The organism is Hymenobacter siberiensis (assembly GCF_018967865.2).
Lineage (GTDB): Bacteria > Bacteroidota > Bacteroidia > Cytophagales > Hymenobacteraceae > Hymenobacter > Hymenobacter siberiensis.
Genome location: NZ_JAHLZY020000001.1, coordinates 454,561 through 468,783 on the forward strand (window position 1 = coordinate 454,561; position 14,223 = coordinate 468,783).

Annotated in this window: 12 protein-coding genes; 11 read left to right on the forward strand and 1 reads right to left on the reverse strand. The window is 60.7% G+C overall.

What is annotated here, in order from left to right; genetic code table 11:
• Positions 1-212: 212 nt before the first annotated feature.
• From KQ659_RS01940 to KQ659_RS01970, 7 genes are all read left to right on the forward strand, one after another.
• Positions 213-1,172 (forward strand): ribonucleoside-diphosphate reductase small subunit, encoded by a 960-nt coding sequence (locus KQ659_RS01940; RefSeq protein WP_216679038.1) that lies wholly within the window; start codon positions 213-215, stop codon positions 1,170-1,172.
• An 871-nt stretch (positions 1,173-2,043) separates the two neighbouring features.
• On the forward strand, positions 2,044-4,425 hold the full coding sequence (locus KQ659_RS01945) for a ribonucleoside-diphosphate reductase subunit alpha (RefSeq protein ID WP_216685487.1): 2,382 nt from the start codon (positions 2,044-2,046) through the stop codon (positions 4,423-4,425).
• 70 nt (positions 4,426-4,495) lie between these two features.
• Positions 4,496-5,329, forward strand: coding sequence for a DUF3800 domain-containing protein (locus tag KQ659_RS01950; RefSeq protein WP_216690376.1), 834 nt, complete (start codon positions 4,496-4,498; stop codon positions 5,327-5,329).
• A 632-nt stretch (positions 5,330-5,961) separates the two neighbouring features.
• Positions 5,962-6,207 carry a DUF433 domain-containing protein gene (locus tag KQ659_RS01955; protein WP_216690375.1) on the forward strand — a complete coding sequence of 82 codons (246 nt, stop codon included), beginning with the start codon at positions 5,962-5,964 and terminating at the stop codon, positions 6,205-6,207.
• Positions 6,204-6,578 carry a DUF5615 family PIN-like protein gene (locus tag KQ659_RS01960; protein ID WP_226915682.1) on the forward strand — a complete coding sequence of 125 codons (375 nt, stop codon included), beginning with the start codon at positions 6,204-6,206 and terminating at the stop codon, positions 6,576-6,578. Before KQ659_RS01955 ends, KQ659_RS01960 begins: the two co-directional genes overlap by 4 nt.
• A 298-nt stretch (positions 6,579-6,876) precedes the next feature.
• Positions 6,877-7,584 (forward strand): hypothetical protein, encoded by a 708-nt coding sequence (locus tag KQ659_RS01965; RefSeq protein WP_216690374.1) that lies wholly within the window; start codon positions 6,877-6,879, stop codon positions 7,582-7,584.
• 295 nt (positions 7,585-7,879) lie between these two features.
• A complete protein-coding gene (locus KQ659_RS01970; RefSeq protein WP_216685478.1) occupies positions 7,880-8,800 on the forward strand; it encodes a bestrophin family protein in 921 nt (306 codons plus the stop codon).
• A 227-nt stretch (positions 8,801-9,027) separates the two neighbouring features.
• Here the strand turns inward: KQ659_RS01970 and KQ659_RS01975 are convergent, their stop codons facing one another.
• Positions 9,028-11,091 carry an ExeM/NucH family extracellular endonuclease gene (locus KQ659_RS01975; RefSeq protein WP_216679032.1) on the reverse strand — a complete coding sequence of 688 codons (2,064 nt, stop codon included), beginning with the start codon at positions 11,089-11,091 and terminating at the stop codon, positions 9,028-9,030.
• A gap of 178 nt (positions 11,092-11,269) precedes the next feature.
• Here KQ659_RS01975 and KQ659_RS01980 point away from each other — a divergent pair, with 178 nt between their 5' ends.
• From KQ659_RS01980 to KQ659_RS01995, 4 genes are all read left to right on the forward strand, one after another.
• The gene (locus KQ659_RS01980; RefSeq protein ID WP_216679031.1) at positions 11,270-11,821 is read left to right on the forward strand and encodes a GNAT family N-acetyltransferase; all 552 of its coding nucleotides are present in this window, start codon (positions 11,270-11,272) and stop codon (positions 11,819-11,821) included.
• A gap of 295 nt (positions 11,822-12,116) precedes the next feature.
• Positions 12,117-12,668 carry a GNAT family N-acetyltransferase gene (locus KQ659_RS01985; RefSeq protein WP_216679030.1) on the forward strand — a complete coding sequence of 184 codons (552 nt, stop codon included), beginning with the start codon at positions 12,117-12,119 and terminating at the stop codon, positions 12,666-12,668.
• A 30-nt stretch (positions 12,669-12,698) separates the two neighbouring features.
• Positions 12,699-13,466 (forward strand): creatininase family protein, encoded by a 768-nt coding sequence (locus KQ659_RS01990; protein ID WP_216679029.1) that lies wholly within the window; start codon positions 12,699-12,701, stop codon positions 13,464-13,466.
• Positions 13,467-13,519: 53 nt separating this feature from the next.
• Complete coding sequence (locus tag KQ659_RS01995; protein WP_216685475.1) at positions 13,520-14,158, forward strand: HAD family hydrolase; 639 nt, start codon at positions 13,520-13,522, stop codon at positions 14,156-14,158.
• Positions 14,159-14,223: the final 65 nt, after the last annotated feature.

The following is a 14,223-nucleotide window of genomic DNA, read 5'->3' on the forward strand; positions in this document are numbered from 1 at the left end:
CCATTGCAAATGACCTGAAAAAAATGTGGGCTTAGCTAAAAAAGAGTGAATAAAAAAGCTAATCGGGTGGGCAATTGGCCTGGCTTGCGGGCTTATATTTGGTGTTGGAAGGCTGGCTGCATTTCTGGTGTTTGAGTCAAACATCTGCCCGAACAAGCGGGTTAGCCTGCCGACTTCCACGCCGAAAACCGCTAACAATACCCTGAAATATTATGGAGCCGCTCCTCGCCGAAAACCCCAACCGATTCGTGCTTTTCCCCATCCAGAACGATGAGGTGTGGCAGTTTTACAAGAAGTCGCAGGCCTCGTTCTGGACGGCCGAAGAAATCGACCTGAGCCAGGACCAGAAAGACTGGAACAACCTGAACGACAACGAGCGCCACTTCATTAAGCACGTGCTGGCCTTCTTCGCGGCCTCCGATGGCATCGTGAACGAAAACCTGGCCGTGAATTTCATGCAGGAGGTGCAGATGCCCGAGGCGCGCTGCTTCTACGGCTTCCAGATTATGATGGAAAACATTCACAGCGAGACGTATTCGCTGCTGATTGATACCTACATCAAAGACCCCAAGGAGAAAGACTACCTCTTCAACGCCCTCGAAACGGTGCCCGCCGTGCAGAAAAAAGGCGAGTGGGCCCTGAAATGGATTAACTCCGAGAACTTTGCCGAGCGCCTCATCGCCTTCGCGGCCGTGGAAGGCATTTTCTTCTCAGGCTCGTTCTGCTCTATTTTCTGGCTGAAAAAGCGTGGCCTGATGCCCGGCCTCACGTTCTCGAACGAGCTGATTTCGCGCGATGAGGGCCTGCATTGCGACTTCGCCTGCCTGCTCTACAGTTACCTGCAGAACAAGCTGAGCGAGGAGCGGGTGCAAGCCATCATCGCCGACGCCGTGCGCATCGAGCAAGAGTTTGTGACCGATGCCCTGCCCGTGAGCCTCATCGGGATGAACGCCAAGACCATGGCCCAATACATCGAGTTTGTGGCCGACCGCCTGCTGGTGTCGTTGGGCTGCGCCAAAATCTACAATGTCACTAACCCCTTCGACTTCATGGAAATGATTTCGGTGCAGGGCAAGACGAACTTCTTCGAGAAGCGCGTGGCCGAGTACCAGAAAGCCGGCGTGATGAGCGAGCGCAACGACAACGTATTCTCGCTCGACGAGGATTTCTAAGCCCCGATGCAACGGCTGGGGAGTGGTGGCGGTCAGGTAGCAAATGCTGCTAGCGAAACCTACACTGCTCTTGCCATGCTAACCCGCCGGTTCTTTGTTTCGCTTTTGCTGTTGGTCGGCTTGGCCGCCTGCAACAAATCAGCCTCCTCGCCTTGCGGCGAGGGCTACCAGAATGCCACCGTGATACGGGGGCGCAACGGTTGCGACCAGAATGGCTTTTTGCTTCAGTTGGCCGGAAATGCTACGCTGCCACCTGACTCGCTACCGGCAGGGTTCCAACAGGCTGGGCTAAGTGTCTGCCTCAAGTACACGACCTACGAGGACCTGCGCATGTGCGCCTGTTGTGGCGGTACGCGGTTGAGAATACGGCAGATACAACGCTAATAATTGACCAGTTGGTAATTACCGCAACGCGGTTGCCCGAAATCAGAAAGATTTCGGGCAACCGCGTTGCGGTAAATGGTGGGTTGGGATGAGTAACGGCCTGTTCCTCTCTGCTGCGGGCGGTCATGCAGCATAAGCTTGCCAAGTCAGTCGACTTGAGCGCGATACTGACGTGTCAGCCAAGGCTAGTCGGTGCTGCCAACCGGCAAATCAGCCAAATAGAATACTTGCTATTATCCTTTTTGACGCTCGATTACTTGAAAAAGCGGCCGGGCGGGCCCGTTTGGCGGTATGTGGAAAACTTCCCCATTTTTTCCTTGTCCTTCGGAAACACAAGCGGTAATTTCCGGGGTTGAATACCGGCGGGCCGCCACAGCTCGCTGCCTCCCGCTCTGCCCTTTCACTACTGAATGAACGACTTGCCGCCGGACTGGTTCCGCGCCGGCTACTTTCTATACGCAAAAACCCACACCAAAACACTACTGGTATGCTAGTAATTAAACGCGACGGTCGTCGCGAATCCGTGAAGTTTGATAAAGTCACGGCCCGGATTGAGAAACTGTGCTACGGTTTGAACATGGATTTCGTGTCGCCGATTGTCGTGGCCATGAAGGTAATTGACGGCATCTACGACGGTGTGACCACCGTGGAGCTCGACAACCTGGCCGCCGAGACAGCCGCCTCGCTCACCACCAAGCACCCGGACTACGCTATTCTGGCGGCCCGCATCGCGGTGAGCAACCTGCACAAGGTGACGAGTAAGTCCTTCTCTTCGACCATGAAGCGGCTGTACACTTATGAAGACCCTAAGAACGGCGACAATGCTTCGCTGCTGGCCACCGACGTGTGGGAGATAATTCATAAGAATGCCCATACCCTGGACTCGGCCATTATTTACGACCGCGACTACAACTACGACTTCTTCGGCTTTAAGACGCTGGAGCGCTCCTACCTGCTGCGCCTGGAGGGTAAGGTGGTGGAGCGGCCCCAGCACATGCTGATGCGCGTGTCGGTGGGCATCCACAAGGATGACATTGAGTCGGTACTGAAGACCTACAATCTGCTGAGCGAGCGGTGGTTCACCCACGCTACGCCCACGCTGTTCAACGCGGGTACGCCGAAGCCGCAGATGTCGAGCTGCTTCCTGCTCACGATGAAGGACGACTCCATCGACGGCATTTATGACACCTTGAAGAACTGCGCGCTGATTTCGCAGTCGGCGGGCGGCATTGGCTTGTCGGTGAGCAACGTGCGGGCCACGGGCTCCTACATCAAGGGGACCAATGGGCAGTCGAACGGGCTGGTGCCGATGTTGAAGGTATTCAACGACACGGCCCGCTACGTGGACCAGGGCGGCGGGAAGCGCAAGGGCGCGTTCGCCATTTACCTGGAGCCCTGGCACGCCGATATTTTCGAATTCCTGGACCTGAAGAAGAACCACGGTAAGGAGGAAATGCGCGCCCGCGACCTGTTTTACGCCATGTGGACGCCTGACCTGTTCATGAAGCGCGTGGAGGAAAACGGCGACTGGACGCTGATGTGCCCCCACGAGTGCCCCGGCATGGACACCACCTGGGGCCCCGAGTTCGAGAAGCTGTACCTGAAGTACGAGCGCGAAGGCCGGGGTCGCAAGACCATCAAGGCGCAGGAGCTGTGGTTCGCCATTCTGGAAAGCCAGACCGAGACGGGCACGCCCTACATGCTGTTTAAGGACGCGGCCAACGGCAAATCGAACCAGCAGAACCTGGGCACGATTAAGAGCTCGAACCTGTGCACCGAGATTATTGAGTACACCGACAAGGACGAAATCGCGGTGTGCAATCTGGCCTCGCTGGCGCTGCCCCGCTACCTCGTGACCGATGCGCAGGGCAACATCACCTTCGACCACGACAAGCTGTACGAGGTGACCTACCAGGCCACGCTGAACCTGAACAAGGTGATTGACGTGAACTACTATCCGGTGCCCGAAACCGCGAAGTCGAACTTCCGCCACCGGCCCATCGGGCTGGGCGTGCAGGGCCTGGCCGATACGTTCATTGCCCTACGCATGCCTTTCGAGAGCGACGAAGCCTCGGGCCTGAACAAGGATATCTTCGAAACCATCTACTTCGCGGCCATGACGGCCTCGAAGGACCTCGCCATCAAGGACGGCTACTACGAAACCTTCCCCGGCTCGCCCCTGAGCCAGGGCAAGTTCCAGTTCGACCTCTGGAACGTGGTGCCCGACTCGGGCCGCTGGGACTGGGAAAGCCTGCGCGCCGAAGTGGTGAAGCACGGAGCCCGCAACTCGCTGCTGGTGGCGCCCATGCCCACGGCCAGCACCGCCCAGATTCTGGGCAACAACGAGTCGTTTGAGCCCTACACGAGCAACATTTACGTGCGCCGCGTGCTCAGCGGCGAGTTTATGGTGGTGAACAAGCACCTGCTGAAAGACCTGGTGGCCCTGGGCCTCTGGAACGACGGCATGAAGCAGGAAATCATCGCGGCCAACGGCTCGGTGCAGGGCATTGCCCGCATCCCGCAGCACATCAAAGACCTGTACAAGACGGTGTGGGAGATTTCGCAGCGCCGCATCATCGACCAGGCCGCCGACCGTGGGGCCTACATCTGCCAGAGCCAAAGCCTGAACCTGCACGTGCAAAACGTGAACTTCGGCAAGCTCACCAGCATGCACTTCCACAGCTGGAAGCGCGGCCTGAAAACCGGCATGTACTACCTGCGCACCAAAGCCGCCGCCGACGCCATCAAGTTCACGGTGGAAAAGCAAGCCGCCGAAACCCTGGAGCCTCTGGCCCTGATTGAGCAGAACCAAAGCGACATGAGCTGCTCACTGGATAACCCGGAGGACTGCGAGGCTTGCGGGTCGTAAGCTGATTCGGTATATTCTTTAATTCGAAAAAGGAGGACGTTAAGGCCTCCTTTTTTGCTTTTTCTACCTAATGGAATATCGAATTTACTGCGACGAATCAGTCAAGGATGGCAAGTTCTTTTCGAACTTTTACGGAGGAGTTTTAGTACGCTCACGCGACCTGCGACGTGTGGAGAAAGCGATAAATGCAGTCTGCGGGGAGCATCATTTCAACAACGAAATCAAATGGCAGAAGGTCACCGCAAACTATCTAAACAAGTACATTGCGCTGATGGATACCTTTTTCGACCTGATGGACGCCGGCTTTTTGAAGGTGCGAATCATGTTCACCCAAAATGCAAACCGCCCGCTCAACTTGTCGGATGAGCAGTTACAGAATGAATATTTCATCCTGTATTACCATTTCTTCCAGCATGCCTTTGGCTTGCCTTATAGCAATGATTCTGGCCGTCCGGTATATGTGAGGGCGTATTTTGACTATTTGCCCGACACCTTGCCCAAGCGGCAGGCGTTCAAGGAATACATCAAAGGATTGCAAACGAAGCCGGAGTTTAGGCTAGCACATATCAAGTTCAGGAAAGACGACATCACTGAAATTGATTCCAAAGCTCACCGCTTGCTTCAGTTATTGGATGTAGTGCTTGGCAGTATGGCTTTTCGCCTTAACGATAAGCATCTCGAAAAGCCAGATGGTGCCCGGTACCGTGGGAAAAGGACTATCGCAAAGGAGAAGCTATACAAGCACATCAACGCGCGAATCCAGCGACTGCTTCCCGCTTTCAATATTGGCTGTTCTACCGGCTTGCGTGGCGGCGGTTTGGAGAACCGCTGGCTCCACGCTTATAGACATTGGCTTTTTGTGCCCAATGCTAAGGAGGTAGATACCACGAAGTATAAGAAATAGAAAAAGCTCCGTTCTCCCTACATTAACTTCCCAAGTGGAACTTGGGCGTTCGGGAGCTACAGAGCTTTTCTACAGAGCAAAGGTGGGAAGATTCCGTTGGAATTCCACAAAGTATTTTGTAAAAACGCAAATAGTCCTCGCAGAGTTTCCAATTATTTGCCATTTGCTCAGTGTTGTAAACCTAAAAAGGACGGCCATCGGGCCGTCCTTTTCTAATATAGCCCAATAGGGGCCTAAGCCACCACAGACACCTTGTCCTTACTGGCAACTCCCTGATTCAAATCCTCTGCACTATTGATAGTAGTGTTAGTTGTTTGTTCCATTTTGACCTCCTTTTTAAATGTTGTGTCTGCGTTTATTGTCAAGTTCAAGTTTATCCAGCAAATGCTTGCGTTAAAGAGCAGGATTAGTAAGTATGAACCAATCTTGCTCTTGGTTGTCGTTGAAAATTTTGGTGCAGAGGAGGGGGATATGCTGTTCTTGGGTTTGGCGTCTGGGTACCAACGGGGTGGTCAAATCCAATAACTCTTCAAAGATAGTAACCTAAGCTTCCTCAGCCGCCTTCGCGCCGGGGGTGGCGGGGGTGGCGGGGGTGGCGCTGGGGGCCGGGGGGCCGGGCGTACCTTAGCTGCATGGAAACGCCTCGCTCCACCGCCCACCCGCGCATTACCATCGACCCGACCATCTGCCACGGGCAGCCCACGGTGCGCGGCCTGCGCTACCCCGTGCAAAACGTGCTCGAATACCTGGCCTCCGGCATGACGGAAGCCGAAATCCTGGCCGACTACCCCGATTTGGAGGCCGAGGACCTGCGCGCCTGCCAGGCCTACGCGGCCGACATGCTGCAAGTGCGGTCCATCTTCCGGCTGGCGTCGTGAGCCCCGCCGAGCCGCTGCGGTTTCTGGTCGATGCGCAGCTGCCGAAGCGGTTGGCCGATTTTCTGGCCTTCCACACCGGCTGCGACTGCCTGCACACGCTCGACCTGCCGGCAGCCAACCAGACACAGGACGGCAGTATCACCCGGCTCTCGATGGCGGAGCAGCGCATCGTCATCACCAAAGACGCCGACTTTGTGAACAGCTTCCTGCTCCACGGCCAGCCCTACAAGCTGCTACTCGTTTCGACGGGCAACATCAGTACGAACGATTTATTGGCGCTTTTCCGGGAGTTTCTGCCGCAGCTCACGAAGCTGTTTGCGCATCACTCATACCTGGAATTGTCGCGCACGCTGCTGGTGACGCACCGATAAACAGAAACTTCAAGCTTCCCCAGCCGCTTTCGCCCCGGGGGTGGCTGGGGAGGCCCCACGAGGTATTCGGGTGCCTGACTGGCTTACGGGACTGCCCCGCGAGGTATTCGGGTGCCCGACTGGTTTACGGGGCGGCCCCACGAGGCAAACGGGCACCCAACTGGCTTACGGGGCGGCCCCGGAGTACGGTCGGGCACCCGTTTGGGCTACGGGGCGGGCGGCGGGTAGGAAATGGGCGGGAATTGCGATACATTGGCGGTTGAATCCCTTTCATTTTCAACCTTTTTACCCCATTTTCATGTCGCCTACCACACCCGGCGCTTCGGCTGCTACTGTCGCTACCCCAGCCAAGCCCAACAAGAAAGAACGGCTGCCCACCAGCCAGCTGGCCCTCGCCACGCTGGGCACCGCCGCCGCCAAAGCCTGGCTCGCCGCCGAGCTGCCCGCGCTGCTCTTCGTGAGCAAGGCCGCCTTTAGCAGCCAGGCCGCCGCCTACGCCGCCAGCCTGAACACCGCCGACGAGGCCGGCGACGGCCGCAGCCCGCAGGCCAACCGCCTGAAAACGCTCGACAAGCTCATCACCAAAAACCTGGGCTTCGTGAAAGGCTACCTCGCCGAAGACCACGACGAGGACGGCGGCGAGGCCTACTACGCCGAGTTCGGCATCGTGCGCGAGGGCAAGAACTTCCGCCTGCCCACCGCCCGCACCGCCCGCGCCCTGGCCCTGGGCAAGCTGGTGGCCGCCCTCACGGCCCACAAGTACGACAAGAAGAAATTCGGCACGGCCGTCTGGCAGCCCATCGCCACCGAATACGCCCAGCTGGCCAAAGAAAGCGGCGAGCTGCGCGGCGCGGCCTCGGCCGCCGTGGGCCAGAAAAACGCTCTCGAAGCGCCCCTGCGCGTGGCCCTGGGCTCGCTGGTGGGCAGCATCAAGGCCAACTACCCCGACGAGGATGCCCAGCGCGGCGTGCTGCGGGCCTTCGGCTTCCAGAAGGAGGTGTACTAGCGCCCGGTTCGAGATAGAGTCGGCCAGCTGCTCCCGGTACCGGGGGCGGCTGGTTTGGTTTGGGGGGTAGCAGACTATTTTTACGTCATCTTCCACGGTATACTTCCCTCCTCCATGAAAGCATTTGTGGAAGCTGTTTAGAAAGTCCCCGAACGGTCATGCTGCGCGCAGCGCAGCATGACCGTTCGGGGACTTTTTGTGACTTGCTAAACAACTTCCACTTTTATGCCGCGCCACAAGCGCAGTTTTACTGCCTTGGCCAGCTGCTTTACCTACGCTGCCCGTACACCGGGGCATGATTATTCGTGAGAAAGACAATTGGTTTCGCCTGCTCCTGGCCTGGCACGGCTCGGTGCTGCCCCAGATACTGCCGCGCCTGCTGGTGCTGTTGGGGCTTTCTGTGGCGGTAGTGGCCGCCCACGTAGAGCTGCCCTACTACAAAGTGCCGCTAAGTGCCGCGCCCTTCACGCTGTTCGGTTTCACGCTGGCCATCTTTCTGGGCTTTTACAACAATGCCAGCTACGACCGTTTCTGGGAGGGCCGCAAGCAGTGGGGGGCACTGCTGAACACCACCCGCTCGCTGGCCCGGCAGGCCCTCACGCTGAGCGGGCAGCCGGCGGGCGCGGCAGGGCCCCGGGCATTCGTGCGGCTGCTCATCGCCTTCACCTACGCGCTCAAGCACCAGCTCCGGCGCACCGAGGCCGGCCCCGACCTGGCCCGCCTGCTGCCCGCGCCCCTGGCCGAAGCCACGCGGGCGGCCACCTTCCAGCCCGTGCAGCTACTGCTGGCCATGAGCCGCTGGGTGCAGCAGGGCCGCGAAGCCGGCCAGCTCGATACCACCATCCAGCTGGCCTTCGACCACCATTTCAACCAGCTCGCCGATATTCTGGGGGCCTGCGAGCGGCTGGCCAACACGCCCATTCCGTATACCTACAGCGTGCTGCTGCACCGCACGGTGTACCTCTACTGCTTCCTGCTGCCATTTGGGCTGGTGGACAGCACCGGCTGGATTACGCCGCTCATCGTGGCCTTTGTGGGCTACACGTTTATGGCGCTGGATGCCATTATGCGCGAAATCGAGGAGCCTTTTGGGTTGGAAGACAACGATTTGGCCCTGAATGCCATGAGCCACACCATTGAAGCCTCCCTGCTGGAAATGGTGGGCGAGCCCATGCCGCCGGCCCCGGCGCGCTCCCACCGCTACGTGTTCGATTAAGCCGCTGCCGGCCCGCGCACGGCCGCCGCTTCATCATCAAAAGAGCGATACGTGGGCGGCAGACCCTGCACGTCGGACGATACCAGCTAGTGCGCAGAACGCCGGCGGGGGCCATCAGCACCTCGCCCGCATTGTGCGCAAAGTACAGGCTGGGCAAAGGGGAAATCATTGCGCCAAAGGTTCCGGGCATTAGCATCGGGCTGCCGCCATTGGCCGGGCCGGGGCCGCTACTCCTTCATCACCCGCTGGATTTTCTGATAGCCCAGCCCGCGTAGCGTCACTACATAAATGCCCGGTGCGAGGTGGGCCGTGTAGCCGTTGAGCTGGCCGCCCAGCATGGCCGGTGTGCCGTGCAGCGAGAGCAGGCGGATGCCGCCCTGGGGCAGGGCAAAATCCAGGGTGAGCGTGCCGGCGCTGGCGGGCACGCCGTCCAGGCTGAACGGCTGCGGCCCGGCGGCCGGCCCGGGGTACACAAACAGGCGGTTGGCCGCACGGCCGGCCGTCGCGTTGCGAATGCCCGCGAAATTCACCCCAATCAGCACCGGGTCGTGGTCGGAAGAGCGGAAGGGCGAGGTGAGGTCGGTGGCTTCGCCGGCCTGGTCGTATTCGAGCACGCTGGGCTCGGCCGAGTTGATGTGCCACTTCTGCACATCCACGAAGCCCACCAGGTTGGGCGTCACCACGGCATGGTCGAGCGAGCCAGTGAGGCCCTTGAACACATACGATGCGCTGGTGGGCGGCGTGGCCGGCACCAGCCCGGCGGCCCGCATAATGTCGATGGGGTCTTCCTCGTAGTTGGCGTTGTAGTCGCCGGCGCTCACGATGCGCGCGGCCCCGGCCGGCATCACGGTTTTGTTGATGAACTCGACCAGGGCCACGGCCTGGTCCTTGCGGCGGGCATTGGAGCCGCCCTGGCCGTCGTGCTGGTCGGCATTGGCCCCGCTGCCGCTGCTCTTGCTCTTGAAGTGGTTCACGATAAAGCCCACGGTATCGGGCCGTTCCTTGCGCCGGGTGATGAACACCTGCGCCAGCGGCGGCCGCTCGAACACGCCCGGCACGGTGGCCACCATGGGCGGCCCCAGTGGCCTCACCACGGCCGGCTTGTAGATGATGGCGCAATGAATAAGGTCGGTATTGTTGGTCTGGCGCTCGGCGTTGCCGTCGTTCACGAAGATGTAGGTGCCCGCGCCCACGGCCTTGTTCAGGCCATCTACCAGGTCCTGAATGGCGGCCGTGGAACCGTTGCCGTCGTTCTCAATCTCGGTGAGGCCCACGATGTCGGCGTTCATTTGGGCGAGGGCGAGGATGATTTTGGCGCGCTGGCGCTGGAAGTCGGCGGCCGTTTTGGCCCCGCGCGGCGTGGGGAAGCCGCCGCCCGCCCCGTCGCCATTAAAGTAGTTGAGCACGTTGAAGCTGGCCAGCTTCAAATCGAGCGGGCCGAAGGCGGGCGGCGTCAGCGGCCGGACTACGCTAATGACGGGGGTCTCGGCCCCGGCCAGCGGCTGCAGGCGCCATTGTCCGTAGCCATAGCCCAGAATGCCGCCCATGTCGCTCAGCGTGCTGCCGATTCGCACGGTGCGGAAGCGGGCATCGAGGTAGGGTGTGGGGGAGGGGTTGGTGGCCGAGCTGCCATCGTCCAGTACCAGGCTGCGGCGGTCGTTGGCGGCCTGGTAGGCATTCACGGCGGCCAGGTTGCTGGTGCCGCTGCTGCTGGTGCCGGTGGCGGGGTTGTCGTTGGGGTCGATGAACTGCGTGGCCTGGTAGGTCAGGCCTTCGGCCGATACCGTGAGCTCGCCGCGCTGCTGCAGGCTGTAGTTGTCGGTGACGGTGAGGGGCGCGGTGAATTTCACCCGCATGCCTTCGTAGCGCTCCGCCTTGTCGGCCGCAAACTCGCTGTTGACGAGGCGCACAAAATCGGGCAGCGCATTGCCCGAAGAAATGACCGTGAAGGCTGCCTCCATCAGCACGGCCTGGCCGAAGGAGGGGGCGGCATCGTCTTCGTGCACCGTGCCGGTTACGCGCACTTTGTCGCCCACCTTCACGTTGGGGTCGGCCTGCACCACGAACAGCGCGTCGGAAGTAGCGGGGTTGCCATCGGCGGTGGCGTTATCGTCCTGAATGTAGAAGCCGGCCGGTTTCAGGCTGGCGTAAATGCCCGTCACAATCGCCTCCACGGTGTAGGTGCCGGCCCTGGCCGCCGCGCCCGTGCCCTGAATGGAGCCAATGGAAGTAGCGCTAGCCGTGCGGGTTGCCAGCAGGATAGCCGTGTAGAGTAAGATTTTGAAGTACATAGCGCGGGATGAAAAGTGCAGGGGCGTGGGTAGTAAAGATATCCGGAAGGGCTGAACTTTGTTAATTATTCAATTTGGGCTTAATAAAATAGCGTTCCGGCCTTTTCCTGGCCCGCCCACGCCTAAAAATGCTGCCCCCGGGCCGCCCACCGGCCATTTGCGCCGTATAATGCAGCCTATGATTCCGCTCATCACCCACACCCCGCACCTCCAGATTCTTGCCGCCAGCCGCGCGCTGCTCACGGCCGCGCTCCACAAGCCCCAGTATTTCCCCCTGCTCCTGGGCGCGGCCCTGCCCACCGACTGGCCCCCCGCCCAGCACGACCGCCCCACGCAGGAGCATGTGCTGGAGCAGCTCACGGCCGGCGGGCGCGATGCCGCTGGCTGGTACGGCTGGTACGCCCTGCGCAAAGCCGACGACACCGCGCCCCGCACCCTGGTGGGCGCGGGCGGCTTCCTGGGCCGGCCCACGGCCGATGGCATGGCCGAAATTACCTATTCCATCGCGGCCGACTGGCGTGGGCAGGGCCTCGGCACCGAGCTGGTGGCCGGCCTGGTGCAGCAGGCCGCCGATACGGGCCTGGTGCGCCAGCTCATTGCCCACCCGCCCGCCGACAACCCCGCCGCCCAGCAGGTGTTGCTTCGCAACGGCTTCGTAGCCGCCGGTACCGATGCCGAAGGCCGCCCGCGCTTCGAGCGCGCCGTGGAAGCCGTGACCCAGGCGGCGTAGCTGGCACGGAAGCTGCCAGTGGGCGGCTGACTTGCCGCTCCCAAATCTCCGCCTGCTTTCCTTCTGATAATGGAGTTGTTTAGAAAGTCCCCGAACGGTCATGCAGAGCGCAGCGAAGCATGACCGTTCGGGGACTTTCTAAACAGCTTCGATATTTCCTCCAACGACACCAGCGGCGGCGGCTTCGACAGTGGCAACGATAATAGTGGCTCGTGGTAGGGTAGTGCGTTTTGGTGCGGGAGCTTCTGGTTTCAGGAAAGCCGAAGATTTGCCCGGCCGGCCGTAAGTTGCCACCATGTCTTTACCCCACACACCTCCCTCGGTAGTGCCGGTGCTGGAAACCAGCCGCCTGCGTTTGCGGAGCTTCCGCGCCGATGATTTTGATGCCTGGTTTGCCATGAGCCGGCAGCTGGCCTACCACCGTTATTTCACCCCCGAGCCCATGCCCGCCGAGGAAGTATGGAAGCTGGTGCTGCGCAGTGCCGGCCATTGGCTGCTAACGGGTTACGGGTTCTGGGCAGTAGAGGAAAAGGCCAGTGGCCGGTTTGTGGGGGCCGTAGGATTTCTGCACCTGAAGCGCGACCTTGAGCCGCCTCTGGGCGACACCCCGGAAATCGGCTGGGTGCTGGACCCGGCCATTCACGGCCGGGGCTATGCCTCGGAGGCGGTAGAAGCCGTACTGGCCTGGGGCGAAAGCCACTTTGGGCCTGTGCGTACCGTGTGCATCATTCACCCCGAAAACGAGCCCTCGCTGCGCCTGGCGGCCAAATTTGGCTACCGCGAATACGCCCGCGCCACCTACCACAACCAGCCCATCGTGCTGCTGGAGCGGCTCGGGGCGGCATAAGTACCCTTCTTCTATTTCCCCATTCCCGCCATGGCGCCCCGTCCCTACATCCTCGCCGAAACCACCTGGAAGACCGTTCAGGAGGCCAACTATGAAGTGGTCATATTGCCCTGGGGTGCCACCGAGGCCCACAACTACCACCTGCCCTACGCCACCGACAACATTCAGGCGGACTATGTGGCCGCCGAGGCCGCCCGCAAGGCCTGGGACCAGGGCGCGAAGGTGGTGGTGCTGCCCTGCATTCCGTTTGGGGTGAACACCGGCCAGCTCGATATCACCCTCGACATGAACCTGAACCCCAGCACCCAGTTGGCCATTTTGGGCGATATTGTGCACACGCTGGCCCGGCAGGGCATCCCGAAGCTGGTGATTTTGAACGGCCACGGCGGCAACGACTTCCGCCAGATTCTGCGCGAGCTGCAGGCCGATTTCCCCAACGTATTCCTCAGCACCCTCAACTGGTTCAAGGCCGCCGACCGCAATCAGTACTTCTCGGCCCCCGGCGACCATGCCGATGAGCTGGAAACCAGCGTGATGCTCCACCTCACGCCCGACCTGGTGAGCCCCCTGAGCGAAGCCGGCAACGGCGCGGCCCGGCAGTTCCGCATTGCGGCGCTGCGCCAGGGCTGGGCCTGGGCCCAGCGCGAGTGGAGCCAGGTTTCGGCCGATACCGGCGTGGGCAACCCCGCCGCCGCCAACGCCGAAAAAGGTGCGGCCTTCCTCGAAGCCGTGACCACCAACATTGCCCAATTCCTGGTGGAGCTGGCCGCCGCCGACCCGCAGGATTTGTATGAATAAGCGCCCGCTTTCTGCCGGCCCCCATTGCCTTTGCCGGCGCTCAATCCGCTCCCATGCCCGACCATTTCGACAGCGTAATATTTGACCTCGACGGCACCCTGTGGGATGCCTCGGTGGCCATCACCCGGGCCTTCCAGGCTGCTAAAAACAGCGTTGACTACATTGAAAATGATGTGACCCTGGCCCAGGTGCAGGCCGTGACCGGCCAGCCCTATACCGTGGTATACGAGCGCCTGTTTCCCAACCTGCCCGCCGATAAGCTCGAAGAATACCGCGCCCTCTGCGCCCGGCAGGAGCTGGCCGCCGCCGTAGAGCACGGCGGCACGCTCTATCCCGGCCTCGAAACGGCCCTTCGTTACCTGCTGAATCAGGGCTACCGGCTTTTCATCGTGAGCAACTGCCAGCTGGGCTACGTGGAGGGCTTTTTCAGGCACAGCGGGCTGGCCCGCTACTTTGAAGGCCACCAGTGCTTCGGCACCAGGCTGCTGCCAAAATCGGAGAACATCCGAGAAATCGTTGCCGAATACGACCTGCAGGCACCCGTGTACGTGGGCGACACGCCCGGCGACCTGGCCGCCAGCGCGGCGGCCGGCGTGCCGTTCATCTTCGCCACCTACGGCTTTGGCCGGCTCAGCGAGGCCGAAGCGCCGCTGCGCATCAACCAGCCCGGCGATTTGGAACGGCTGCTGTAGCGTACCCGGGGTGGCGCATTTCGGCGCGCTGCGGTACTTTGGGGCAGGAATTCCCCAGCCATTCC